This is a genomic window from Paenibacillus sp. J31P13, assembly GCF_056269295.1.
Window position 1 is genome coordinate 700047 of the sequence record NZ_JBWDNR010000001.1, and the last position, 24953, is coordinate 724999.

Below are 24953 nucleotides of genomic sequence, written 5' to 3' on the forward strand. Positions count from 1 at the left end.
AGTAAGTTAACGCTACATTGATCGTGTAAGGCATTTAGGTGCCTTACGCCATTAAAGGGCGTTTTTTTTATGTCTGTTTTGATTTTGGGGGAGAAATGCTTCAAGGTTAAGCCTTACAATCCGATATAAAGGATATAGCTTTCGTAGAATCGTGAAAATTATTGAGCTAGATAACGGTAGACATACGGTGGAATGACAGATAGAGGGACTGCGGCAACGGAGGCGGATGAGTATATGAATATAAGTCAAATGATGGGCAGCTTTCTTGGAGAAGCGTCTGCTCAAGAATCACGGGCAATGGAGCTTAAAGTGGGACAGATTGTTCGCGGTGTTATTCTTCAAGTCATGGAGAACAACGAAGCACTCGTACAGATAAATGGTGTTCAAGTGAGAGCAAAGCTTGAAATGATGCTCCAAGCTGGTCAGACTGCTATGCTTCAGGTGCAGCCGCAATCCAATGGAGCACTTATTATGCTGAAACAAATTGAACCAAACGCTGTAGGTTTGCCTGATGATACGTTTAAGGAGTGGGCAAAGCAGCTCGCCTTGCCAGAACAAAAATGGGCAGTCGAGATCGTGAAAGATTTGCGGAAAGATGGCTTCATTCTCAACCGAGAGGTTGCTCAATCCTTTCAGCAAGCGGCAGCTGCACTGCCTTCAGGCGGAGATGTGGAACAATGGATGCAAGCAGCGGCAGCAACGTTTAAACGCGGTCTGCCGATGACTGGCCCCACGGTAGGTGCTATGCAGCAGGTTATGTTCGGTAAGAGTGCACATGAGCTTTTGGCCTCACTAGGGACACAGCTAGCTTCTGCTGCAGCTGGCCAAACAGAAGGACAGTCGACTGCGAAGCCTCTTTCTCAAGCAGCAGTTCATGTACAGCAGCTGCTCACACAGGGTGCAGAGCTTCAGCGAAATGTCACTGGGGGCAGCGAGTTGTCTACTGCTCTGGGAGCAAGCTCCAAGCAAGCGGGAGCGTTGTCAATGGGAGCTAGTGGTACGGCGGTACGTCCAGAGACTATAAATACAACGGGGAATGCTGCTCCTGCAGTAGAATCCGATGTACCAGAACCGATTACCACGCAGGGCGGTGGACGCACTGCTGCAGCGCAACCGAATTGGATCGGTCAAATGATGAAATGGCTTGGTGTAGATTATGAACTTCAGCTCGCGAAAGCTGTAACAGCAGAACCACAACAACAGCAGCCAGGTCAGTTGTCCAACCCAAAAGCTGATGAGCTGCCTGCTGGTACATCAGCGAGAGGTTCCGCTTCTTTGATACAAGGTGAAGCGGATGCAGCTTCTGCTAAGGGACAACCGGCATTAACGGCGCAGGGGACTACAATTGACACAGATGGACAACAAACATTAAGACATCAGGAAGTCCGCCATTTGTTAGAACGAACTCCTTTAGCCACGGTGAGTCATGTAGCTTTAAATTCGGATGGTAGTCCTGCACCGGAAGTGAATCAGATTTCCCAGCAGGATTCACTAAAGAGCGCGTTATTGACGCTAATGTCCGCTGATGATACACCGCCGGCAATCAAGGAAACTGCACAGCAGCTAGTCCAGCAAATTACAGGTCAACAACTGCTGCTCACTCCGGAGAGAAATAACTCTATGATGACACATGTAACGATGTTCATCCCAATAAATAATGAAGACGGCAATCAAACAGCCTCTGTACATATTCAGACTAGACGTGGTCGAAAGGGAGAATTGGATTCTTCTAATTGCCGTCTATTGTTTAATTTATCAATGAAAACACTAGGAAATACAATGGTAGACGTGAATGTAATGGACAAGATCGTCAGCTTAAACCTGTGGAATGACCATCCTGCTATCGCTTTATTGGCTGAATCGTCAAGGTCTGAAATTACTGACAGCTTGCAAGCGGCGGGTTATCAGCTTCTTTCACTTCGTACGACACCGCTGCCTAAAGCAGGCCAAGAAGTAACGTTGGAAAGTTCAGCTCCAGCAGCGAAAATGTCAACGCCTCCGGATTTATCGCAATTCTCATCAACTCGCTACAAAGGAGTTGATTATCGTATATGAGTCAGGAAAAGGAATCAAACGTGCAACCAAATAAGATAAAGAGAGCGGTAGCTATAAAATATGAGCCGGGTGAGCGTTCTGCGCCCGTATTGATAGCAAAGGGTAAAGGTCAACTTGCTGAGCGAATACTCGAGAGTGCGAAGCAAAATGATATCCCTGTACAAGAGGACTCGTCGTTAGTTGAAGTGCTCTCCAAGCTTGATATTGATCAAGAAATACCTGCTGAACTTTATACGCTTGTAGCAGAAATATTGAGTTTTGTTTATCGTTCTGATCGTAAAGCGAGGGATATGGCCCATGAGTGAGGGTGAAACGGGGCTGGGTAACAAGCTAAAGAGAAGAGATACAAGACGTCATACGGGTCAAATCGGCGAAGAAGCAGCTTTTCAATCGCTGCTTGAGGGCGGCTATTCCATTAGAGAACGGAACTGGCGATGCAAAACTGGTGAAATAGACATCATTGCTGAATTGGCAGGCAGAATAATATTTGTTGAGGTACGAACGCGCAAGGAGGGCGGCAGATTCGGTTCAGCCGCAGAATCTGTTGATTATCGAAAGCAGCAAAAGGTAAGGGAAACAGCTCGGGTATATTTGCGAAGCATAGGAAAATCAGATGCACTCATTCGATTTGATGTCATTGCAATAGCTATCAATCGCCTTGACGATGCCATAGTGTCTTACAGACACTATGAGAGCGCTTTTTAGGGACAAAATGCGAGTAATAACTAATAAATGGTCATTTGTAAAGAAAGAGTCGTTTCGAAGGCTGAAGCCTATAGAAATGACTCTTTCTTGTATGAAGATCTTAGCTTAGCTGACTATCTAATCTGCGATATTGAATGGCTTCGGCGACATGCTCTGCTTCAACATGCTCATTTGCCTCAATATCTGCAATGGTACGTGACAATTTGAGCATACGATCATAGGCTCTCATGCTTATCCCAAGAGCTTCAAATGCATTTTCAAGCAAAGAAACGGCCTCAGGCTTTAGATTGACGACTTTCCTTAAGGCTGCACCTGTTAAACTCTCCGTTGAAGCAAAACTTTTGTCAGACATTCTTGATTTCTGGAAACTTCTAGCCGCTATTACTAGTTCCCGCATTTCGGCGGAAGCTAAGCTTGCTCCTGTCTTCGCATTGTCAAAAGAAATCGGACGGGGAACCTCAAGCTGCAGATCAATTCGATCCAGCAGAGGACCAGAAATTTTTGAACGATATCTGCTTATTGTCGAAGGGCTGCAAGAACAGCTTTTATCTCCGTACTCATGACCATAATATCCACATGGACAAGGGTTATAAGATGCAGCCAGCATAATATTCGCTGGGAATTGAAAGACAGCTTTAGAGCGGGATATCGTAACGATACGATCTTCAAGCGGCTGCCTCATAACCTCCAGCACTTGCCTTGGGAACTCTGGCAGCTCATCAAGAAATAACACGCCGCGGTGAGCAAGTGTAACCTCGCCGGGTTTTGGGATGGAGCCGCCACCAATAAGTCCTCCGGTTGAAATTGTGTGATGGGGGGCACGGAAAGGGGGTGTGGTTATAAGTCCTTGCGAGCTCTCGGTTAGCTTGCCCGCGACACTATATATTTTGGTTACCTCCAGGGCTTCCTCTTCAGTTAATTGGGGTAAAATGGTGGGCAATCGCCGAATCATCATGGTTTTTCCAGTTCCGGGAGGCCCGCTAAGAAGAATATTATGCTTGCCGGCAGCGGCGATTAGCATCGCTCGTTTGGCTTGATGCTGTCCAATTACATCACTATAATCTCCAATTTCTTTATAGCGATCAGAGGCGAGAGAATCGGATCGATTTAGTCGCGAAGTATTCTTCTCTTGATGATTGACGTGTAAATGATCCCAGTTTGATTTTCCAAGCTTCTCAAGATGGAGCTCATTCAAATGATTGATAGAAAAAAGCTCCATATCAGATATCCAAGCTGCTTCCTTCACATTGTCACATGGCAATAAAACACGGTTTACACCGCTTTGCTTTGCTTGTTCTATCATAGCAAGAACGCCGGATACAGGTCGAATACAACCGCTAAGCGACAACTCTCCGATGAGGAGTGTATGCTCAAATGGTGAGGGATTAAGCTGAGCGCTTGCGGTCAAAATGCCAGCGGCTATTGCTAAATCGAAGGAGGTACCTTCTTTGCGAAAATCGGCTGGAGCCAGATTTACGGTGATTCGGTCCATTGGGAACGTAAAACCGCTGTTCTTGAGAGCAGCACGAACTCGTTCTAAGGATTCGCGTACAGCTGGGTCTGGCAATCCGACGATTGCTACCTGAGGGAGTCCGCTCGATATGTCTACTTCAACCGATATATTTTTACCATCTACACCATAAACGCTAGCACTCTGAATAGAACTGAACATGACAAAAAGCACCCCCATTTTGATGAATGAAGGTGCTTCCTTACCATTCCGTTTCTAATTGTATGAATTTGTGATTATAATAGAGGAATAAGCTTCCAATTGTCAATATTATTAATTATTAGCGTATAGAAATGTTCTTTTGGTCATACTAAATTTCGTTAGTTTTAAAGATAGAATGTGCAAAAAAAGAGCTGAAAAGCGTGGTTTAAGTCGGATGAAATCGTTTAATCTCAAAAAGAGATCAATATGATATCAAAAAGGACGCATTCATTTCGTGTTAAAATGAGGTAAGGTTTGACTAAAGGTGTTACAATAATACTTGTTTGTGTACATATGACTGATTTCAGTCTGTGAAATGGAGGATTTCAACAATGAATATCCATGAGTATCAAGGGAAAGCAGTCCTAAAACAGTATGGTGTCGTAGTACCTGAAGGTAAAGTTGCCTTTACGGTAGACGAAGCTGTTGAAGCGGCTAAAGCTCTCGGCACACCGGTGGTTGTCGTGAAAGCACAAATTCACGCTGGCGGCCGTGGTAAAGCGGGCGGAGTTAAAGTAGCAAAAAGCATTGATGAGGTTCGCACTTATGCTAGTGAAATTCTTGGCAAAGTGTTGGTTACACATCAAACTGGTCCTGAAGGCAAAGAAGTTAAACGTCTTCTGATCGAGCAAGGTTGCGATATTAAGAAAGAATATTATATCGGCGTTGTTTTAGACCGCGGTACAGGTCGTGTCGTTATGATGGCTTCTGAAGAGGGCGGCACTGAGATTGAAGAAGTTGCTGAGCATTCTCCAGAGAAAATTTTCAAAGAAATCGTTGATCCAGCAGTTGGTCTGCAAGCTTTCCAAGCTCGCAAATTGGCCTATGCAATCAACATTCCTAATGAACTTGTTAACAAAACAGTTAAGTTCATGATTTCACTCTACACTGCATTTGTCGAAAAAGATGCATCAATCGCAGAAATCAATCCACTCGTTGTTACTGGCGACGGACAAGTTATTGCACTTGACGCGAAATTGAATTTCGATTCCAATGCTCTATACCGTCACAAAGATATCATTGAACTTCGCGACCTTGAAGAAGAAGACGCAAAAGAAATTGAAGCGTCCAAATATGACCTTAGCTATATCGCTCTTGATGGCAACATCGGATGCTTGGTTAATGGTGCAGGCCTTGCGATGGCAACAATGGATATTATCAAATATTACGGTGGAGACCCAGCCAACTTCCTAGATGTAGGGGGCGGTGCTACTGCTGAGAAGGTAACAGAAGCATTCAAAATCATTTTGTCCGATGAGAAAGTTAAAGGTATCTTCGTTAACATTTTCGGTGGCATTATGCGTTGTGACGTTATTGCTAACGGTGTTGTCGAAGCTGCGAAGCAAGTCGGTCTTGACCGTCCGCTCGTAGTTCGTCTTGAAGGTACTAACGTAGACCTCGGCAAAACTATTTTGAAAGAATCGGGATTGAACATCGTGGCTGCTGATTCCATGGCGGACGGCGCACAGAAGATTGTCGCTCTCGTGAAATAAGATATGTTGCTATGCGGCACGTCCGCATACGAATTCATTCAGGGGATGTGAGTTAAGAGTGAGCATTTTGGTCAATAAAGATACAAAAGTTATTACCCAAGGTATTACAGGCGCTACTGGCTTGTTCCATACAAAGGGCGGACTGGAATACGGTACGCAAATGGTTGGCGGCGTAACACCTGGTAAAGGTGGAACGAACGTTGACATTACACTTGATAACGGAACGCTCGTTTCTCTTCCTGTATTTAACACGGTTGCTCAAGCTGTAGCTGCGACTGGCGCTAACGCTTCGGTTATCTATGTTCCGCCAGCATTTGCTGCTGACGCGATTATGGAAGCTGTAGACGCTGAGCTTGATCTTGTTATTTGTATTACAGAAGGTATTCCTGTACTTGACATGGTAAAAGTAAAACGTTATATGGATGGCAGCAAAACCGTTCTAATCGGACCAAACTGTCCAGGCGTTATTACTCCTGATGAGTGCAAAATCGGTATTATGCCGGGCTACATTCATACAAAAGGCCATGTTGGCGTTATCTCACGTTCAGGTACGTTGACTTATGAAGCGGTTCATCAATTGACTACTCGCGGCATTGGACAATCGTCTGCAGTTGGTATCGGCGGCGACCCTGTTAAAGGCTCTGAGTTTATTGATATCCTGAACCTATTTAATGAAGATCCTGATACCTATGCGGTAATCATGATTGGTGAAATCGGCGGTACAGCAGAGGAAGAAGCTGCTGAGTGGATTAAAGCTAACATGAAAAAACCGGTTGTCGGCTTCATTGGCGGCGCTACAGCGCCTCCAGGAAAACGTATGGGACATGCAGGCGCTATCATTTCCGGTGGTAAAGGTACAGCTGCAGAAAAAATCGCTACGCTTGAAGCATGCGGTATTAAAGTAGCACCTACACCGTCTGAAATGGGTTCAACGCTTGTAAGTGTTCTTGAAGAGCAAGGCTTGCTCGAAAAATGTATTACTCGTAAATAGTCATCAAATTAAATAGAGCTACAAAGGTAAGCAACCTTTTAACGACCCGATTACGGGAGTTAAGAGGTTGCTTTTTGTTTGTTTATCGTCATTTTTTTAAGGGTTGACTTGCAATCTTATCTCTTGTAACGCACAATAGATAAGAATGCAAGCCAACCCTATATAAGAAAGGGTTGATTGACATCGAACTTAAAAAAGATATTCGCAGACAAATGATTATTGCCTTTCATGAAATTCCTGGTATCGGCTGGCATGCCATTCAAAAAGCCGTTTCTCATCAGTTTTGGAATAAACGAACGTGGAGCATGGAAGATTTACTTGCGATCGGGCTAAACCGTAGTCAAGCGAAATCTGCTGCCGAGCGTTATGAGCAGAGGCCGTGGATACTAACAGAGGATCCATCCGAAGCTGTAGCCCGTGCTAATGCAGTAGCATTGACCCCTTATGATTCCGAATATCCGCAAATATTGAGAGAAATTGCTCAGCCTCCTTGGGTATTGTATGCCAAGGGGCGCCTAGAACTGCTGCAGCGACCAGCAATTGCAGTGGTGGGAACGAGAGTGCGACAGCTTATGGCAGACAAACAGCGATGACGATGGCGCAGGAGCTGTCTACAACGGGTTTAACCGTTGTTAGCGGACTAGCACGAGGTGTGGATAGTAAAGCGCATGAGGCAGCCTTGTATGGAGCGGGAGGCACTATTGCTGTTTTGCCTACACCTATAGATCGCTGCTATCCTCCAGAAAATTTATCTTTGTTTCACAAAATAGCCCAGCAGGGTTTGCTTGTCTCGGAAACGCCGATCGGTACGCCGCTGCATCCCGGACAGTTTCCACAGCGAAATCGCATCATCGCAGCATTGTCTGTAGGGACGGTCGTTATTGAGGGAGCTACAAAAAGCGGATCACTTATAACAGCAAAACATGCATTAGAAATGTCGCGTGAAATATTTGCGATTCCCGGTCCCATTTCCTCTCCCAAGAGCGAAGGACCGAATGAACTTATAAAACGCGGTGAAGCGAAGCTTATAACGAATGTGCAAGACATCATTGAAGAACTGAATTGGCTCCCAGCTGCATTAGAAGCAAGTCAGGCTAGAAGAGGCGGAAGTGATTCCAAAGGACCTGAAAAGTTTGCAGTTTTAACTCCTGAAGAGTTGAAACTAATCGATTTTTTGCATGATCAACCCTTATCTATCAATGAATTACACGAGCTATCAGCCATCCCGTTTGGACATTTGAACGCACTTCTGCTAAATTTATGTATAAAACGGAAAATTGAACTGCAGCCCGGATCCATATATATTGCTTTATAGTTTGATTTAGAGAGAGGAGGCGCCTCACATGGCAGATTCATTAGTTATCGTCGAATCCCCAGCCAAAGCCAAAACGATTGGCAAGTATCTTGGCAGTAAATATATCGTTAAAGCTTCAATGGGACATATTCGCGATTTGCCCAAAAGCCAGATCGGCGTCGAGGTTGAAAATGATTTTAATCCAAAATATATTACCATTCGAGGTAAAGGCAGCGTCCTTAAAGAATTAAAGGATGCCAGCAAAAAAGTGAAACATGTCTTTCTAGCAGCCGATCCGGATCGCGAAGGAGAAGCAATTGCTTGGCATTTGGCACATTACCTTGAGCTGAATGAAACAGACACATGTCGTGTTGTATTTAATGAAATAACAAAGCAGGCGGTTAAGGATGCGTTCAAGACACCGCGTAAAATTAATATGGACCTTGTAAACGCTCAACAAGCTAGACGTATTTTGGATCGCTTGGTAGGGTACAAGATTAGTCCATTGCTTTGGAAGAAAGTAAAAAAAGGATTATCCGCTGGACGTGTTCAATCGGTTGCCGTAAAGCTTATCATCGATCGCGATAATGAAATCGATGCGTTCGAGCCTGAAGAATACTGGTCTATTACAGCGAAGCTTAACCACTCAGGAATTCCATTTGATGCAAAATATCATTCCATGAACGGTGATAAACGTGTCCTTGGCAAAGAAGAGGAAGTTAAGGCAGTTCTTGATGCCATGGGAGGCAATCAATTCCTAGTGTCTGACGTTAGGGAGAAGGAGCGTCTTCGTAATCCGGCCCCTCCTTTCATTACGAGTTCGCTGCAGCAGGAAGCAGCGCGTAAGCTTGGCTTTCGTGCTTCTAAGACAATGTCCGTTGCACAGCAGCTGTATGAAGGTGTTGAGTTAGGGAAAGAAGGAACGGTCGGTCTCATTACATATATGAGAACGGACTCGACCAGAATTTCGCCAATTGCTCAAGAGGAAACAAAGGAATTCATAACTGAAAAGTACGGTGCAGCTTATGTGCCTGAGCAACCGCGCGTATATACCAAAAAGAACAGCAATGCCCAGGATGCGCATGAAGCGATTCGTCCAACATCTATTTTGCGTGATCCAGATTCTATGAAGCCATTCTTGAGTCGTGATCAGTTCCGATTGTATAAGCTTGTATGGGAACGTTATGTTTCTAGTCAAATGCAATCAGCTGTGCTGGATACGATGACAGTTGATCTGAAAGCGGGAGAGACGGTCTTTCGGGCAAATGGTTCAAAAATAAAATTTGCTGGTTTTATGAAGGTATACGTGGAAGGAAACGATGATGGAACAGTTGAGGAGCATAAATTTTTGCCTCCAATAGCAACTGGAGATATTATAAGTTCTGAAACCATCGATCCCAAACAACATTTTACCCAGCCGCCGCCGCGATTTACGGAAGCAAGACTAGTGAAAACGTTGGAAGAGCTCGGTATAGGACGCCCAAGTACATACGCGCCTACATTGGAGACGATCCAAAAGCGCGGATATGTAGCAATGGAAGAGAAAAAATTTATGCCGACAGAGCTTGGCGATCTAGTTATCCAGCTCATGGAGGAGTTTTTCCCGGAAATTCTCAATGCTGAATTTACCGCAAACATGGAAGGAAATCTTGACCATGTAGAGGAAGGTACAGAAAACTGGGTGAAAGTGCTTGCGACTTTTTATGAAACCTTTGAGAAGCGCCTTGAAGTAGCAGAAGAGGAAATGAAGGAAATTGAGATTCAAGATGAAGTTTCCGATGAGATCTGTGAAAAATGCGGTAAGCATTTGGTTTACAAAATGGGACGGTTCGGTAAATTCCTTGCATGCTCTGGTTTTCCAGATTGCCGGAATACGAAGCCTATCATTAAAGATATCGGAGTCACTTGTCCGAAATGTGCAGAAGGTCATATTATCGAGCGCCGCAGTAAGAAGGGGCGGATCTTCTATGGCTGTGATCAATATCCAGGCTGTGATTATGTATCATGGGACAAACCAACCAACAAGCCATGCCCAGAATGTAATGCTTTGCTTACAGAGAAACGCAATCGGGCAGGATTGAAATTGAAATGTCCAAACTGTGATTACTCTGAAGAAGTTCTGGATGAGGACGATCAAGATATTGAGAATGGCTAGATCACTCAGAGCTCAAGCAGGAAGGGAATAAGTTATCCTTATGCTATGTTTTGATGGGATCAGCAACCAATTCAACTTTAATAATCTGTCCTCCCTCTTAACAGGGAGGACACGTTAATATAAGTCCATGTGCATGCTAAGACAACCATAACCCTCCCAACTCGGGAGGGTTTAACCATCATTTGCACACATATAATAGAAGAGTTAATTTTTAAGTCTGATTCATGGTAATAAAGCAATACTTTGTGTAAGTTCATAAGATTTGTATTTGAGGTTGGTTTTTTTATAAAATGTATATAGAAAAGACCCAAGTCTAGGGCATGGGTGAAATTTATTTTTGAGAGGATTGACTAATGTTGTCGCAACCACAAAAAGTAACAGTCATCGGGGCAGGTCTTGCGGGCAGTGAGGCTGCATGGCAAATCGCATCACAAGGAGTACCTGTCGTTCTTTATGAAATGCGTCCGGTTACAAAGACACCGGCCCATCATACGAATCAATTTGCTGAGCTCGTATGCAGCAATAGCTTGCGTGCAAATGGACTAGCAAACGCTGTAGGCGTTTTGAAAGAAGAAATGAGACAACTAGACTCATTAATCTTGAGCTGTGCTGATCAGCATGCAGTGCCGGCAGGCGGTGCATTAGCTGTTGACCGTGACGGATTCTCCGGTGAGGTTACTCGCAGGCTGCATGATCACCCGCTAGTGGAAGTCCGTAATGAGGAAGTAACTGAGATTCCAAAGGACGGCATTGTCGTAATCGCAACGGGTCCGCTTACTGCGCCAGGCTTGTCTGCTCAAATTCGAGATTTACTGGGAGAAGAGTATTTTTATTTTTATGATGCAGCAGCTCCTATTGTGGAGAAAGATTCTATAGATATGAATAAAGTATATCTCGCTTCAAGATATGATAAAGGTGAGGCTGCATATCTGAACTGTCCAATGACAGAAGAAGAATTTGAAATTTTCCATGAGGCGCTTACGACTGCAGAGACGGCAGAAGTTAAGGATTTTGAGAAGGAAGTATATTTTGAAGGCTGTATGCCGATAGAAATAATGGCAAGCAGAGGGAAGCAAACGGTATTGTTCGGACCAATGAAGCCTGTCGGATTAATCAATCCGCATACAAGTACACTTCCGCATGCCGTTATTCAGCTTCGTCAAGATAACGCGGCTGGTACGCTCTATAACTTGGTTGGTTTCCAGACTCATCTCAAATGGGGCGAGCAAAAGCGTGTATTCCAACTAATTCCTGGTCTTGAAAATGCCGAGTTTGTTCGTTTTGGTGTTATGCACCGTAATACGTTCATTAACTCACCACGTTTATTGAAGCCAACCTACCAGCTCAACAACCGCGAAACGTTGTTCTTCGCAGGACAAATGACTGGTGTTGAGGGCTATGTAGAATCAGCTGCATCAGGATTAATTGCCGGTATGAATGCGGCTAGATTGGCACGCGGACTTGAGCCAGTAGTATTGCCTGAGCAAACAACCTTAGGAAGCATGGCTAATTATATAACAACAGCAGATTTCAAACATTTTCAGCCGATGAACGCGAACTTTGGATTGTTCCCGCCGCTTGAAAAGAGAATGAAGAGCAAAAAAGAAAAGAATGAAATGATTGCTAATCGAGCATTAGAAGGTATTGAACTATTTAAACGGGAACATTTACAGTAGAATTTCGTAAAGAGAACATACCAAGTCTTTTCAATTAACTATTTAGAGGAGGCAAAGCAATGGAAATGCAATTTCACGCGACTACCATTTGCGCCGTACGCCATGAAGGGAAGGGCGCAATTGCTGGAGATGGACAGGTGACTTTCGGCAACAGTATGGTAATGAAGCATCAAGCAAAAAAGGTTAGAAGACTATACCGTGGTCAGGTTATAGCTGGATTTGCGGGATCAGTTGCTGACGCCATAACGTTATTCGAAAAGTTTGAAGGGAAGCTTGAGGAGCATCATGGCAATCTACAGCGCTCTGCTGTGGAATTGGCGAAGGATTGGCGTTCTGATCGTGTTTTGCGTCGACTGGAAGCAATGATGCTCGTTATGGACAAAAGCGGTTTGCTCCTTATTTCGGGAAATGGTGAAATTATCGAACCGGATGACGGCATATTAGCAATTGGATCAGGCGGAAGCTTTGCGTTATCGGCTGCTAGAGCGCTTCAGCGTCATGCTCCACAAATGGAAGCAAAAGATATCGCACGCTCTTCTTTAGAAATTGCCTCTGAAATCTGTGTATTTACGAATAGTAATATTATTGTTGAAGAAATCGAATAAAATATAAAAAATAAAATTTCAGTGAAGAAACATGCTTCGAGAAGTCAGATTGATAAATAGAAATCGGAGGGATTTTGAAAATGGGAAATGATGCACTGACCCCACGTCAGATCGTAGCGGAGCTTGATAAATATATTGTCGGTCAAAAACCAGCGAAACGTTCCGTAGCAATTGCTCTCCGTAATCGTTACCGCAGAAGTTTGCTTGATGAAACGCTTCGTGATGAAATCGTTCCGAAAAATATTTTGATGATTGGTCCAACCGGGGTAGGTAAAACGGAAATTGCACGTAGACTGGCGAAGCTCGTTAAAGCGCCGTTTGTTAAGCTGGAAGCTACGAAGTTTACTGAAGTAGGTTATGTTGGACGCGATGTTGAATCTATGGTTCGCGATCTGATTGAAACCGCAATTCGAATGGTGAAATCGGAAAAGACAGAAAAAGTGAAGGATCGGGCAGAGAAGCTGGCTAATGATCGGATTTTGTCATTGCTTGTCCCATCGGCAACAAAAGCGAAATCCACTAAAAACCCTTTTGAAATGCTCTTTGGCAATCAACAGCAAGCGGAAGAGACAGAAGAGACTCCTGAAGCGGATCAAGCCAATACGCAGAAACGCTCACAAATGAAAGAGCAGCTGGCCGATGGGAAACTGGAGAATGAAATGATAGAAATCGAGGTTGAGGATTCATCGCCGAACATGATGGATATGCTGTCTGGTCAAGGGCCTGAAGGAATGGGCATGAATATGCAGGAGCTATTTGGACAGCTGATGCCTAAGAAGCCTAAGAAGCGTAAGCTTCCCGTGAAAGAAGCGCGCAAGGTGCTTATTATTGAAGAAGCGAACAAGCTGATTGATATGGATGATGTCATTTCAGAATCTATTATAAGAGCTGAGCAATCAGGCATTATATTTATAGACGAGATTGACAAAATTGCTAGTCCATCAAGAGGTGCTGGACCTGATGTGTCAAGAGAAGGCGTTCAACGTGATATATTGCCTATCGTAGAAGGCTCAACGGTAATGACGAAATACGGTCCTGTGAAAACGGACTATGTTCTCTTTATTGCTGCTGGTGCTTTTCATGTAGCAAAGCCATCTGACCTGATTCCAGAACTCCAAGGTCGTTTTCCGATTCGCGTTGAGTTGACGAGTTTGACTCTGGAAGACTTTGTGAGCATTTTGAAGGAACCAAAAAATGCTTTAACAAAGCAATATTCAGCTCTGCTTGAAACGGAAGGCATACAAATTGAGTTTTCGGATGAAGCGATTCGGGAATTAGCTTCTATTGCTGCCGAGGTTAATCGAAATACTGAAAATATCGGAGCACGCAGATTGCATACCATTTTGGAGAAGCTGCTTGAGGATTTGTCATTTGAAGCGCCAGAACTGTCTCTGGATAAAATGACAATAACTCCGGAATACGTAAGAGAAAAACTAGGAAGCATTGCACAAAATCGCGATTTGAGTCAATATATACTGTAGTGGTTATGAGTTTTGGGAGGCAATAAAAAAATGACTTTATTAACAAAAACGAGAACGCTGAACCGGCTGCTGCAGCGTGCTGCCGGTAAAGCACTCAGTTTCAGAGAAATGGCAGAAGTGCTTTGCACAACGATACAAACAAATGCTTTTGTCGTCAGCCGTAAAGGGAAGATTCTAGGCTGCGCTGGAGTTGATGCGTATCAACATGATTTTATTCGATCACTTTCAGCGGATGAGCTGCGTTTTCCGCAAGAGAGCAATAATCTCTTTCTTGATATGCAAGAATCGATGACGAATGTATCTCCTGACAGTGGCATTTACGAAACATTTCCTATGCTGGGAGAACAAGAAATTATGACGGTGGTTCCCATTATTGGGGGAGGCGATCGTTTAGGCACATTAGTATTGACACGCTTGTCGGGTACATTTGATGATGATGATCTTATTCTTGCGGAATATGGGTCAACGATCGTGGGCATGGAAATTCTTCGTGAACGCTCAGAAGAGATTGAACTTGAGGTTCGAAGCAGAGCGGTGGTGTCTGTAGCTGTAGGTTCATTGTCATTTAGCGAGCTGGAGGCTGTTGAGCATATCTTTGAAGAGCTTGATGGTAAGGAAGGGCTGCTTGTAGCATCAAAAATAGCGGACAGAGTGGGCATTACACGCTCCGTAATTGTAAATGCGCTTCGCAAACTAGAAAGTGCTGGAGTCATCGAAACTAGATCTTTAGGGATGAAAGGCACATACATTAAAATCTTAAATAACCAACTTCTTGAAAAACTTGAAAAAAACAAGCTGTAAATATAGGACATTCAGTCCATAAAAGCCCTATCTTTGAAAAAAGATAGGGCTTTTTTCTCATTGTAATAAATTAGGAAATTGTTGAAAATTATCATGTCGGCAATAATCGACACATACTCTCATTTTTTTAATTTATTATGTCGAAGCAGGCAGGAATGTCGGATATTCTGTTGAATACGTATTGATGAACTTTTAAGTGAAATTTGATGATCTCTTATGCGAAAGTGGTGAAACTACGTGAATTTGTTGAACAGCGCCTCGTTTGGAAGAATGCAGGGCGCACTGCAAGCTGCTGAAATGCGCCAACGTGTCATTTCAAACAATATAGCTAATAGTGATACGCCGCAGTTCAAACGATCCGAGGTACTATTTGAAGAATTGTTAGAACAATCAATGGGTAATAACGGGCAAAGCAATTTAGTTGGTAAGCGAACCAATCTAAAGCATATACCGATAGGAGCCGGAACTTCTCTTATACCTATACCCAAAGTTGTGACCTCTGAAACAACTTCGATGAATAACAATGAAAATAATGTCGATATCGATCGAGAGATGTCTTTGCTCGCAAAAAACCAACTAAGTTATAACTTCTATGTACAGCAAATTAATCATGATGCGTCGATGATGCGCACTGCAATTGGAGGAAGGGGCTAACGATGAAATTATCAACAGGGTTTGACATTAGTGCTTCCGCATTATCTGCACAACGTTTACGAATGGATGTAATCTCTTCCAATATAGCAAACGCAGAAACGACTCGTGGCAGCTTTGTGAACGGTCAATTCCAGCCTTATAAGCGGAAAATGGTCGTTATGGAGCCATTGCAACAGTCGTTTTCAAGTGTGTTATCTAATCAGATAGGAAATGGTTCCACAGCACAGGGGGTTAAGGTGACGAAAATAAAAGAAGACCAATCTCCAAATAAGCTTGTTTATAACCCGACTCATCCGGATGCAGATTCAAAAGGCTATGTGAATATGCCGAATGTGGATGTAACGAAAGAAATGGTCGATATGATTGCAGCTTCTCGAGCATATGAAGCGAATGTGACTGCGATCAATGCATCGAAATCGATGTTTGTTAAGGCCCTTGAAATCGGCAAATAAAGCTTTAAATCCATCAAGTGACGTATAGGAGGGTACATAATGATACAATCGATCTCGCTCGCCCAGATTCAACCGACTAAGTTAGTAGAGTCAAAATCGCTACAAGAGGCTACACCAGCAGAATTGACTCAGTCTTTTGGTCAATATTTGCAAACAGCAATTGAAAGTGTAAGCAATCAAGAGAAGAATGTACACAAGCTGAACGACCAATATTTAGTTGGACAAGTTGATGTTACGAAGGTACTAATTGCCTCAGAGCAAGCACAGCTGAGTTTGCAACTTACCTCACAAGTCCGCAACAAAGTGGTAGAAGCTTATCAAGAGATTATGCGGATGCAAATTTAATTATACTTTTGAAGTAGCAGAGTATATGGGTGAGGTGACAATGTGAACGAGAGAATCGCCCAGTATCGAGAAAGGCTCACTCAATTTTGGGGCCAAATGGGCAGAAAACAAAAAATATGGCTGGGGGCTTCAATTAGTGGTTTGTTATTAGCGATTATCTTGTTAACGATCGTTTTTACAAGGACTGAATACGAACTTGCCTTTCAGAATTTGGATTCAACAGATGCAGCTGCTATTATGACCTATTTAGATAGCACCGGAATCCCTTACGAGCTTAGTAAAAATGGTAAAAATGTATCAGTTCCAAGTAATCAAGCATCACGGATAAAGGTTGATGTTGGTTCACAAGGTCTCGTTCAAAATGGTTCGATCGGTTTTGAGGCTTTTAGTTCAAGCTCAACTTCCTTTGGAACGACGGAGAATGAGTTCAATGTGAAGTACTTGAATGCTTTGAATGGTGAAATACAACAATTGTTGAATGCCATGCAAGGTGTAGATCGTTCTAAGGTTTTGGTCACTTTGCCTGAGAAGAGTGTTTTTCTCACAACTGCAGAAGAGCAAGAGCATGCTTCGGCATCCATTATGCTGGAGTTTAAATCCGGTTATCGTCCAAGTCAGAAGGAAATCGACGGCTACTATAATTTGGTGAAAACTGCGGTGCCCAAATTAGCAATAGAAGACATTACGATCTCAAGCCCGCAAGAGAATCTTATCTATTCGGAAACGAATGGCGGGATGATAAGCAATTCGGATGCTGTTGAATCACAATTCGAAATTCAGCGGAAGTATGAAGCAGAATTAAAGAAGAACATTCAACAATTCCTTGGACCGCTTGTTGGACCTGATAAGCTGGTTATTCAAATTTCGAGCAGCATGAACTTTGATAAGAAGCAGTCACAAGAATCTCTTGTTAAACCATTAGATAATAACAATAACAACGGTATTGTTGTTAGTGAAGAAATCAACAACAGCACATCAACGGGGAATTCAGGTGAAGCTGGCGGCGTTGCTGGTACTGGTGAGACGGATGTTCCAGGCTATGAAGCAACGAGCTCGGGCACAAATTCTTCTGAAACAAATTCTCAAATTCGAAACTATGAGTTCAACCGGATTAATAATAATATTGTTTCCGGACCGTACTTACTAAAAGATCTATCTATTAGTATCGGTATTGAACAGTCAGCATTGAGTGATGATGCTAGCAAAACAGCCATTATGAGTTACTTAACATCTTTGGTAAGAGCACAGCTTGCTGATTCTGGTCAAGATGTTAATGATGACGTACTAATGGGCAAAAAAGTTTCGCTAATTGCTAGACCATTTTCAAATAGTTCATCTTCAACTCAAACAGCCGGATTATCCATGCCGTGGATTATTGGTATAGGTGTTGCTGCACTTGCATTAATCGGTGGACTTATCTTTATGCTTGCTCGCAGACGCAAAAAAGCTGTTGAAGAAGAAGTTGAATTTGCAGCTCCTGCAAATGTGGAATATCCTACGCTTGATCTGGAAAGTATCAACAATGACAGTCAAGCCCGTAAAAATCTTGAAACACTCGCCAAGCGGAAACCAGATGAGTTCGTTAATCTTTTACGCACATGGCTAGTGGATGAATAGAGGTGGTTCAATTGTCGAAATCAATGCATGGGCTGACAGGAAGACAGAAAGCGGCAATATTGCTCATCACGCTAGGTCCTGAAGTGTCTGCACAAATATTCAAGCATTTACGTGAGGAAGAAATTGAACAGCTGACATTGGAAATAGCGAATGTTCGAAAGGTCGATAGTCTTGACCGTGAAACCATTTTAAGCGAATTCCATCAAATTTGTATGGCTCAAGAATATATCACTCAAGGCGGTATCTCTTACGCTAAAGATATTTTGGAAAAAGCATTGGGAGAAACAAAGGCCCTTGAAGTTATTAATCGTTTAACAGCGACGCTTCAAGTTAGACCTTTCGACTTTGCTAGAAAAGCAGAGCCTACTCAAATCTTGAACTTTATTCAAAATGAGAATTCACAAACGATCGCATTGGTATTATCGTATCTGCAATCGGAGCAATCCTCACATATTCTATCTTCGCTCCCGCAAGAGAAACAAGCGGATGTCGCAAGAAGAATTGCACTGATGGACAGTACTTCACCAGAAGTAATCTCTCAGGTAGAGCGTATTTTGGAACAAAAACTTTCGGCAACTGTTACGCAGGATTACACGAATGCCGGCGGTATCGATTCCATCGTTCAAATTTTGAATGGTGTCGATCGCGGTACGGAACGTACTATTTTGGACGCGCTCGAAATTCAAGATCCAGAGCTTGCAGAAGAAATCAAAAAACGGATGTTTGTATTCGAGGATATTGTCAATGTCGACAATCGTTCCATTCAACGTATCATTCGCGATATCGAGAATACAGATCTTCAGCTTGCGCTTAAAGTTGCGAGCGAAGAAGTGCGGGAAGCTATTTTCCGAAATATGTCGAAGCGTATGGCCGAGACATTCAAGGAAGAAATGGAGTTCATGGGTCCAGTGCGCCTTCGCGATGTAGAAGAAGCACAAACGCGTATCGTTGCTACTATTCGCAGATTAGAAGAATCTGGTGAAATTATCATCGCTCGCGGTGGAGGAGACGATATCATTGTCTAATTTGATAAAATCTTCGAGTGTTGTTTCAGTAGATCAACTTAAACAATTGGAATGGCTTCACCAGCATAACTTCCAATTCGCGGATGAGTCAGTTGAGCAAAGCGAAGTTGAAGCAGGTCCAGATGAAGAAACCATCTCATTGCGAGACCAAATACTGAATGACGCACAAAACTTTGCACAAGAACGACTTCAAGAAGCAGCACAAACAAGTGAACAACTTTTAACCGATGCACAGCAGCAGATTGATGTATGGTGGCTGCAAAAGCGTATGGAAGATGAAGCTGAATCCGAAAAATCTAGACAAGAAGGCTATAAGCTTGGCTATGAAGAGGGAGCAGCGCAATCTGAGAAAGAGCTAAAAGAACTTTGGGAACAAAAAATGGCTGAAGCATCGAATGTGTTGAAAACAGCATACGAAATGCGAGAGCAAATTATTAAAGAAGCCGAACCGTTTCTTGTTGAATTAAGCTGTGCTATTGCAGAAAAAATTATAGGTGAACAGCTTACACTAGCGCCGGAAATGTCAATCGAGCTCATTCGAAAATCACTATCTAGACGAAGAGAGCAAGGTGTTATCACCTTATGTGTTGCACCAGGACAGCTGGCTTTCGTCCAGGCGGCTAGAGAAGAGCTTCATTTTGCAATTGATTCGCAAGCAGAGCTGCAAATATTACCTGACTCAACCGTTAAGGATAACGGCTGTGTGATACGATCATCATTTGGCAGCATTGACGCACGTATTGATACACAGCTAGCGGAGATTAAACGAGAATTAATTCAACTAGCTCATCACAGCGGCGAAGAGCGAGGGCATTTTGATGATACTGAATAATTTAGACGTGCTAAAGTATATCGAGCATTTACAACCGCTTGATCCTGTACGGGTAAATGGTAAAGTAACTCAGGTTATCGGTCTTACCGTTGAATCAGAAGGTCCTGATGCCAGCATTGGAGATGTGTGCTTCATATATCCTTCCAAGGGTGCCAAACCGATCAAAGCTGAAGTCGTTGGTTTTCGCGAGAATAAAGTCATTTTAATGCCGCTAGGTGATCTGCATTCGATTAGCCCAGGCTGCGATGTTGTAGGTACTGGAAAGCCATTGACCGTTCAAGTTGGTTCTGAATTGTTAGGCAAAGTGTTAGATGGCTTAGGCAATCCATTGGATGGTTCGTTTTTACCAAGCCGTATGCCGCATTACTCTACACATAATGAACCAAGCAATCCCCTGAAGCGACCAAGAGTTGTTGAACCGCTTGGGATAGGGGTTAGAGCTATCGATGGACTGCTAACAGTCGGTCGTGGTCAGCGTGTTGGTATTTTTGCAGGATCCGGTGTCGGTAAGAGTACGCTGCTAGGCATGATTGCTAGAAACACTTCCGCTGATGTTAATGTCATTGCTCTAATTGGTGAGCGTGGCCGGGAAGTGCTTGAATTTATTGAAAAGGACCTGGGTCCAGAAGGTTTAGCTCGTTCAGTTGTTATAGTTGCTACTTCTGATCAGCCTGCCTTGATTCGGATGAAAGGTGCTTTAATCGCTACTACCATAGCGGAATACTTTAGAGATCGCGGTTTAAACGTGATGCTAATGATGGATTCCGTTACTCGCTATGCCATGGCATTACGTGAGGTTGGACTAGCAATTGGCGAGCCTCCTGCTACACGCGGTTACACGCCTTCCGTATTTGCTGCCTTGCCAAAGCTTCTAGAACGTGCAGGGACTGGTCCTACGGGCTCAATAACAGCTTTCTATACCGTACTCGTTGATGGTGATGATATGAACGAACCAATTGCCGATGCAGTTCGCGGTATTTTAGACGGACATATTGTGTTAAGCAGACATTTAGCGCATAAAGGTCATTTTCCTGCAATTGATGTACTGGCTTCGGTTAGTCGTGTAATGAAGGAAATTGTAACCGAAGAGCAGCAGGATGCAGCTAATGAATTAAAGAAATTACTTGCTGTTTATAAAGATTCGGAAGACTTGATCAATATCGGGGCGTACCAACGAGGTTCTAATGAAGAAATTGATTTGGCGCTTCAATTTATTGAGTCGATTCATAGCTATACCAAGCAAAAGACCAATGAAAAGGTAAGTTTAGAGGATGCGCAGGATCGCTTAATTACGAATTTCTACAGGAGCTGAACCGGTAAATGGCAATATTCCGATATTCCTTTCAAAAGGTTGTTGATTTAAAATCCAGTGAAAAAACACAGGCGGAATGGTTGCTCTCATCAGCGATTGGTACGCTTGCTGCTGAAGAGCTTTCACTTGAGGAATTGCGTATGGAGCAGCAGGAATGGGAAGAAAAGCTTATATTTTCTTCTCAGACTGCAGTGACTTTATCAGAGCTTCAAGTCATTCAGCAATACTTGGAATACATAGAGACATGTATAGCAAGTAAATTGAAAGATGTGTTAAGCGCGCAGAAAGCGGTTGAGAATGGAAGACTTGTCCTCTCAGGAAAAATGAAGGATGAGAAAGTATGGCTCAAAGCAAAAGATCATGCGCGCGAACGATTCCAGTATGCTCTTCAAATTAAAGAGCAGAACGAGTTGGATGAGCTGGCAAGTGTCCGTTTTATGATGACAACCACCTAAATGGATGTGTACGCCGGCTAGAGGGAGTGAGTGGAATTGGCGGGTTCGGATAATGAAAAGCAAGGCTACAGCACATTGGAACGTATTATGTTTATGATGACGCCGATTTTATTTGCAATCGTATTGCTTGGTGTGCTGTATACCCTCTTTAATAATGATTTTCGCAACAAGATGCTTGAAGCCGGAAACTCCATTCCTTTTTTGAAGGAAGTGCTTCCTGAACCTAAAGTTCAGGGTGATTCGCTAAATGATAATGAATTGAAGACAACAAATATGTCTGCAAAAATTGCGGATCTTCAAGCACAGCTTTCGGCTATAGAAAGTGAACTAGCGACGGCAAATGGAACAAAGACTGCTCTTGAGCAAGAAATTAAGGATTTGAAAAATGATAATTCTGAACTCAAAACAGTCAATGAAGAAGATTTACTAGAGAATGAAGAGTATCAGGCTAAAATTCAAGAGTTGTCTAGTATGTTTGCCAAAATAACGCCAAGCAAGGCGGCTCCTATTTTGCAAAGCATGGAATTAGAAGAAATGGTGCTCGTCTTCGCCAATATGAGATCTGATGATCGTGTTCGTATTATGGAGAAGATGAATCCTAAAACAGCAGCAGAAGCCGCTATGATGCTTAAAGACAATGTTACAGCAAAGGATTTGCAAATAGCAGCACTTCAAGCAAGATTGAAAACGCAAAAAGCTGCAGAAACAAAACCAGCAGCTTCTGTACTTGATCAAGAGCAATTGAGCGCTACTTTTACGGCGATGGATGCAAAAAGCGCAGCTGATCTTCTAATCAAAATGGTGGATGTGAGCCCAAGCAAGGTACTGCGAATTTTAAATGCTGTAGATAATCAAACACGTTCTGCCATTATCGCCAATATGTCAAGTGCTAACGAGAAGCTTACTGCGCAGCTCGTTGCTAAATTAATGTCCGGCAGCTAAACGTCATTTTGTCTTCTATGCCTTTTCAATAAGAAGGGAGGTGAAAAAAATGGAGATGAACATTCCACAAGCCGTAACCGTTCAAACGCCAACACAAACTCTTTCTAATGGACAATCAAGCAAAAGTACGAATGGCGCAGAATTTCAACAAGCATTGGTTCAACAAATTAACGGAGAATCTACTAATGGGAAAGCTGCGGCTGTAACAATAGTAGGGAATGTCGTTAAACAGGAATCCGTGGCTGTCGAGAGCAGCACCAGTAAGCCTGGCTTATCTGACCTTATGTCTATGATTGATGGTTTGATCGAACAATTGGAAGCGTCCATGTCGGAGGACGGTGAAGTTAAGGTTGATGATGAGCAGCTTCAGCAATTAGAAGCAGCTTTAGATCAAATGACTGCTTTGCTTGCTCTACTAGGTCTTCCTGTTCCTGTTATTCAGCAAATGATTCCAAAAGTAAATGTTGCTGAGGGAAATGAACCGAGTGAAATAGATACAAACGTTATTACTAACGTGAAGAGCAGCTTGCAAGATTCACTGATTCAGTTGCAAGCGTTGCTTCAGCAAGGAAATATCAAGCATGTGCAACAGCAGGAGCCCACTTTACTCGTAGCTCAACAACTGCAAGCATTGGCATCCATTCTGGAAGCAGATGCTACGAAAAAAGATGTGAAATCCACATCAGCAGCGAACCAGTTGTTTACTTTACAAAGCGCTCCGCAAGCTGAAGTAAGTACTCTGTTACAGAGGCTTTCACAACAAACGGTGCATCCTGCTTTCCAAGCGGCAGCAGCGAGCAATGAGGAACAGGTTACAGACTCAGTTGGAACGAGTCCAACAGTTGAAACTATTCCACTCACACATCTTGGAAATCAAAGCTCTGAAAATATGCGCGGTTTAGCTTCACTTGCTTCTAACGCAAATGCAGGAGCAACAACAACCTCATTTGTTATGGCAGATGAATTTGCAGATTCGATGTCTGGTTTAATCGTTAAGAAATTCGATTTATCAACATTAAATGGCATTTCAGAAGCGAAGATCATGTTATTCCCAGAACATTTGGGTCAAGTTGATGTTCGTATAACGATGCAAAACGGCTTGTTAACAGCAATATTCCAAACGGATACAGCTATGGCTAAAGACATGCTAGACAACCAAATGGCGCAGCTCAGAGCTGCTCTGCAGGCGCAAGGACTAGCGGTTGATAAGCTAGAGGTATCGCAAGGTCAATCAGCTGCACAGCTTTCTCAACAGCAGCAAGGACGAAGCAATAACCAACAGCAGTTTGCTCAACAATCCTTTAGTGGTGACAGCAATTCCAGCGAGTTACAATTTGAAACCGATCTAGTCGCACAAGCATCTGTTCAAGGACTTGGATTTGGTAGAGGAATTAACGTTAAAGCTTAAGCTTTGGGTAAACCGCTCGGAAGAACGGAGGTGACCAAAAGTGACAGATAGCATTTCTACACGCGCTGTATGGCCGAATTACAGTGCATCCAACGTTAAAGCAGCAGCTGAGAAGAAGACGGATACGCTAGGAAAAGATCAATTTTTAAGTATTCTAGTTACGCAGCTTCGCAACCAGGATCCGATGCAGCCTATGCAAGATAAAGATTTTATTGCTCAAATGGCACAATTCACATCAGTAGAGCAGCTAATGAATATGGCAACTGAGCTTTCCTTAATGCGTCAGAGCATTGGTTCAGCTTCAAGCCTCATCGGTAAGACAATCGAATGGAAGCAGTATGACGAAGCAGGAGAGGTCTACACAGCGACGGGTGTTGTTGATTCTATTCTTTCGAAGGATGGCGTACTATATGCTTCCGTTGGAGGTATGGATGTTGCACTAGATTATGTGACTTCTATTTCAGAGAAAAGTCCGGATTCAGGCAGTACGGATGACTCCGAAGGAGATTCAAACTCAACCAACCCTGACAATGGTACGGAAGGGGCTGAGAAATAATGAATGACAGTGTTAAAATCGGACATTTATTTCCGGTTAAATCTACACCGTTAACGTCGAATAAATCAGCAGCTAACCGTTCACCACAGTCAACTGAGTTCCGAGATATGCTTGATGCGAAGGTTCTTAAGTTCAGTCATCATGCTGAAGTTAGAATGCAGCAGCGTGGAATTAAATTGCAGCCAGAATCATTAACAAAAATAATGAACGCGGTAGAAGATGCTGCTTCCAAAGGCGCACAAGACTCATTAATCGTATTTCGTGATATTGCAATGATAGTGAACGTGCCAAGCCGCACGGTCGTAACGGCAATGGATGGCGGTCAAATGAGAAGCAACGTATTTACTCAAATTGATAGTGCTATTATTTTATCGTAAGGCTGGACCTA

General features: G+C 43.2%; 24 protein-coding genes and 1 pseudogene. 24 read left to right on the plus strand and 1 reads right to left on the minus strand.

All coding sequences use genetic code 11. The features are described 5' to 3' along the window. Positions 1 to 192 precede the first annotated feature (192 nt). Genes AC0YOD_RS03015 through AC0YOD_RS03025 form a run of 3 tightly spaced genes read left to right on the plus strand, consistent with a single transcriptional unit; the run spans position 193 to position 2760 of the window. Positions 193 to 2055 (plus strand): hypothetical protein, encoded by a 1863-nt coding sequence (locus tag AC0YOD_RS03015; RefSeq protein WP_475797749.1) that lies wholly within the window; start codon positions 193 to 195, stop codon positions 2053 to 2055. Beyond that, complete coding sequence (locus AC0YOD_RS03020) at positions 2052 to 2360, plus strand: EscU/YscU/HrcU family type III secretion system export apparatus switch protein (protein ID WP_475797750.1); 309 nt, start codon at positions 2052 to 2054, stop codon at positions 2358 to 2360. The genes AC0YOD_RS03015 and AC0YOD_RS03020 overlap by 4 nt, the downstream gene beginning before the upstream one ends. Further along, positions 2353 to 2760 carry a YraN family protein gene (locus AC0YOD_RS03025; RefSeq protein WP_475797751.1) on the plus strand — a complete coding sequence of 136 codons (408 nt, stop codon included), beginning with the start codon at positions 2353 to 2355 and terminating at the stop codon, positions 2758 to 2760. Before AC0YOD_RS03020 ends, AC0YOD_RS03025 begins: the two co-directional genes overlap by 8 nt. Positions 2761 to 2860: 100 nt before the next feature. Here the strand turns inward: AC0YOD_RS03025 and AC0YOD_RS03030 are convergent, their stop codons facing one another. Further along, on the minus strand, positions 2861 to 4432 hold the full coding sequence (locus AC0YOD_RS03030) for a YifB family Mg chelatase-like AAA ATPase (RefSeq protein ID WP_475797752.1): 1572 nt from the start codon (positions 4430 to 4432) through the stop codon (positions 2861 to 2863). Positions 4433 to 4803: 371 nt separating this feature from the next. Here AC0YOD_RS03030 and sucC point away from each other — a divergent pair, with 371 nt between their 5' ends. From sucC to AC0YOD_RS03135, 21 genes and pseudogenes are all read left to right on the plus strand, one after another. After that, the gene (gene sucC / locus AC0YOD_RS03035) at positions 4804 to 5964 is read left to right on the plus strand and encodes an ADP-forming succinate--CoA ligase subunit beta (RefSeq protein ID WP_475797753.1); all 1161 of its coding nucleotides are present in this window, start codon (positions 4804 to 4806) and stop codon (positions 5962 to 5964) included. A 58-nt stretch (positions 5965 to 6022) separates the two neighbouring features. Further along, on the plus strand, positions 6023 to 6955 hold the full coding sequence (gene sucD, locus AC0YOD_RS03040) for a succinate--CoA ligase subunit alpha (protein ID WP_102712188.1): 933 nt from the start codon (positions 6023 to 6025) through the stop codon (positions 6953 to 6955). 305 nt (positions 6956 to 7260) lie between these two features. Beyond that, positions 7261 to 7955 (plus strand): annotated as a pseudogene (dprA, locus tag AC0YOD_RS03045) (DNA-processing protein DprA); the annotation flags it as partial. A 36-nt stretch (positions 7956 to 7991) separates the two neighbouring features. Further along, positions 7992 to 8270 (plus strand): DprA-like winged helix domain-containing protein, encoded by a 279-nt coding sequence (locus AC0YOD_RS03050; RefSeq protein WP_475798355.1) that lies wholly within the window; start codon positions 7992 to 7994, stop codon positions 8268 to 8270. Between the two features lie 28 nt (positions 8271 to 8298). After that, positions 8299 to 10404 (plus strand): type I DNA topoisomerase, encoded by a 2106-nt coding sequence (topA, locus tag AC0YOD_RS03055; RefSeq protein ID WP_475797754.1) that lies wholly within the window; start codon positions 8299 to 8301, stop codon positions 10402 to 10404. 356 nt (positions 10405 to 10760) lie between these two features. Then, entirely contained in the window at positions 10761 to 12080 is a 1320-nt protein-coding gene (gene trmFO / locus AC0YOD_RS03060) for an FADH(2)-oxidizing methylenetetrahydrofolate--tRNA-(uracil(54)-C(5))-methyltransferase TrmFO (RefSeq protein ID WP_475798356.1), read from the plus strand. A 59-nt stretch (positions 12081 to 12139) separates the two neighbouring features. Further along, positions 12140 to 12685 carry an ATP-dependent protease subunit HslV gene (hslV, locus tag AC0YOD_RS03065; RefSeq protein WP_475797755.1) on the plus strand — a complete coding sequence of 182 codons (546 nt, stop codon included), beginning with the start codon at positions 12140 to 12142 and terminating at the stop codon, positions 12683 to 12685. Between the two features lie 80 nt (positions 12686 to 12765). Next, the gene (gene hslU / locus AC0YOD_RS03070) at positions 12766 to 14166 is read left to right on the plus strand and encodes an ATP-dependent protease ATPase subunit HslU (RefSeq protein ID WP_475797756.1); all 1401 of its coding nucleotides are present in this window, start codon (positions 12766 to 12768) and stop codon (positions 14164 to 14166) included. A 30-nt stretch (positions 14167 to 14196) separates the two neighbouring features. Beyond that, a complete protein-coding gene (gene codY, locus AC0YOD_RS03075) occupies positions 14197 to 14967 on the plus strand; it encodes a GTP-sensing pleiotropic transcriptional regulator CodY (protein ID WP_475797757.1) in 771 nt (256 codons plus the stop codon). A 237-nt stretch (positions 14968 to 15204) separates the two neighbouring features. Then, on the plus strand, positions 15205 to 15621 hold the full coding sequence (flgB, locus tag AC0YOD_RS03080; protein ID WP_475797758.1) for a flagellar basal body rod protein FlgB: 417 nt from the start codon (positions 15205 to 15207) through the stop codon (positions 15619 to 15621). 2 nt (positions 15622 to 15623) lie between these two features. Continuing rightward, entirely contained in the window at positions 15624 to 16073 is a 450-nt protein-coding gene (gene flgC / locus AC0YOD_RS03085; protein ID WP_475797759.1) for a flagellar basal body rod protein FlgC, read from the plus strand. A gap of 39 nt (positions 16074 to 16112) precedes the next feature. Beyond that, a complete protein-coding gene (fliE, locus tag AC0YOD_RS03090) occupies positions 16113 to 16418 on the plus strand; it encodes a flagellar hook-basal body complex protein FliE (RefSeq protein WP_475797760.1) in 306 nt (101 codons plus the stop codon). Between the two features lie 42 nt (positions 16419 to 16460). Continuing rightward, entirely contained in the window at positions 16461 to 18035 is a 1575-nt protein-coding gene (gene fliF / locus AC0YOD_RS03095) for a flagellar basal-body MS-ring/collar protein FliF (protein ID WP_475797761.1), read from the plus strand. 23 nt (positions 18036 to 18058) lie between these two features. Next, on the plus strand, positions 18059 to 19060 hold the full coding sequence (gene fliG, locus AC0YOD_RS03100; protein ID WP_475798357.1) for a flagellar motor switch protein FliG: 1002 nt from the start codon (positions 18059 to 18061) through the stop codon (positions 19058 to 19060). After that, positions 19053 to 19892, plus strand: a complete 840-nt coding sequence (locus AC0YOD_RS03105; protein WP_475797762.1) for a FliH/SctL family protein — start codon at positions 19053 to 19055, stop codon at positions 19890 to 19892. The genes fliG and AC0YOD_RS03105 overlap by 8 nt, the downstream gene beginning before the upstream one ends. Further along, positions 19879 to 21204 carry a flagellar protein export ATPase FliI gene (fliI, locus tag AC0YOD_RS03110; RefSeq protein ID WP_475797763.1) on the plus strand — a complete coding sequence of 442 codons (1326 nt, stop codon included), beginning with the start codon at positions 19879 to 19881 and terminating at the stop codon, positions 21202 to 21204. The genes AC0YOD_RS03105 and fliI overlap by 14 nt, the downstream gene beginning before the upstream one ends. Before the next feature lie 8 nt (positions 21205 to 21212). Further along, positions 21213 to 21659: a flagellar export protein FliJ gene (gene fliJ, locus AC0YOD_RS03115; protein WP_475797764.1), complete on the plus strand. Its 447-nt coding sequence runs from the start codon at positions 21213 to 21215 to the stop codon at positions 21657 to 21659. A 36-nt stretch (positions 21660 to 21695) separates the two neighbouring features. After that, positions 21696 to 22601 (plus strand): MotE family protein, encoded by a 906-nt coding sequence (locus AC0YOD_RS03120; RefSeq protein ID WP_475797765.1) that lies wholly within the window; start codon positions 21696 to 21698, stop codon positions 22599 to 22601. A 49-nt stretch (positions 22602 to 22650) separates the two neighbouring features. Beyond that, on the plus strand, positions 22651 to 24009 hold the full coding sequence (locus AC0YOD_RS03125) for a flagellar hook-length control protein FliK (protein ID WP_475797766.1): 1359 nt from the start codon (positions 22651 to 22653) through the stop codon (positions 24007 to 24009). 40 nt (positions 24010 to 24049) lie between these two features. After that, the gene (locus tag AC0YOD_RS03130) at positions 24050 to 24565 is read left to right on the plus strand and encodes a flagellar hook capping FlgD N-terminal domain-containing protein (RefSeq protein WP_475797767.1); all 516 of its coding nucleotides are present in this window, start codon (positions 24050 to 24052) and stop codon (positions 24563 to 24565) included. Beyond that, positions 24565 to 24942: a TIGR02530 family flagellar biosynthesis protein gene (locus AC0YOD_RS03135; RefSeq protein ID WP_475797768.1), complete on the plus strand. Its 378-nt coding sequence runs from the start codon at positions 24565 to 24567 to the stop codon at positions 24940 to 24942. The genes AC0YOD_RS03130 and AC0YOD_RS03135 overlap by 1 nt, the downstream gene beginning before the upstream one ends. Positions 24943 to 24953 lie beyond the last annotated feature (11 nt).

Coding starts and splice junctions, on each gene's coding strand:
- AC0YOD_RS03015 (WP_475797749.1), top strand. CDS start 193: ATGACAGATAGAGGGACTGCGGCAACGGAGGCGGATGAGTATATGAAT.
- AC0YOD_RS03020 (WP_475797750.1), top strand. CDS start 2,052: ATGAGTCAGGAAAAGGAATCAAACGTGCAACCAAATAAGATAAAGAGA.
- AC0YOD_RS03025 (WP_475797751.1), top strand. CDS start 2,353: ATGAGTGAGGGTGAAACGGGGCTGGGTAACAAGCTAAAGAGAAGAGAT.
- AC0YOD_RS03030 (WP_475797752.1), bottom strand. CDS start 4,432: ATGTTCAGTTCTATTCAGAGTGCTAGCGTTTATGGTGTAGATGGTAAA.
- sucC (WP_475797753.1), top strand. CDS start 4,804: ATGAATATCCATGAGTATCAAGGGAAAGCAGTCCTAAAACAGTATGGT.
- topA (WP_475797754.1), top strand. CDS start 8,299: ATGGCAGATTCATTAGTTATCGTCGAATCCCCAGCCAAAGCCAAAACG.
- hslV (WP_475797755.1), top strand. CDS start 12,140: ATGGAAATGCAATTTCACGCGACTACCATTTGCGCCGTACGCCATGAA.
- hslU (WP_475797756.1), top strand. CDS start 12,766: ATGGGAAATGATGCACTGACCCCACGTCAGATCGTAGCGGAGCTTGAT.
- codY (WP_475797757.1), top strand. CDS start 14,197: ATGACTTTATTAACAAAAACGAGAACGCTGAACCGGCTGCTGCAGCGT.
- flgC (WP_475797759.1), top strand. CDS start 15,624: ATGAAATTATCAACAGGGTTTGACATTAGTGCTTCCGCATTATCTGCA.
- fliE (WP_475797760.1), top strand. CDS start 16,113: ATGATACAATCGATCTCGCTCGCCCAGATTCAACCGACTAAGTTAGTA.
- fliG (WP_475798357.1), top strand. CDS start 18,059: ATGCATGGGCTGACAGGAAGACAGAAAGCGGCAATATTGCTCATCACG.
- fliI (WP_475797763.1), top strand. CDS start 19,879: ATGATACTGAATAATTTAGACGTGCTAAAGTATATCGAGCATTTACAA.
- fliJ (WP_475797764.1), top strand. CDS start 21,213: ATGGCAATATTCCGATATTCCTTTCAAAAGGTTGTTGATTTAAAATCC.
- AC0YOD_RS03125 (WP_475797766.1), top strand. CDS start 22,651: ATGGAGATGAACATTCCACAAGCCGTAACCGTTCAAACGCCAACACAA.
- AC0YOD_RS03135 (WP_475797768.1), top strand. CDS start 24,565: ATGAATGACAGTGTTAAAATCGGACATTTATTTCCGGTTAAATCTACA.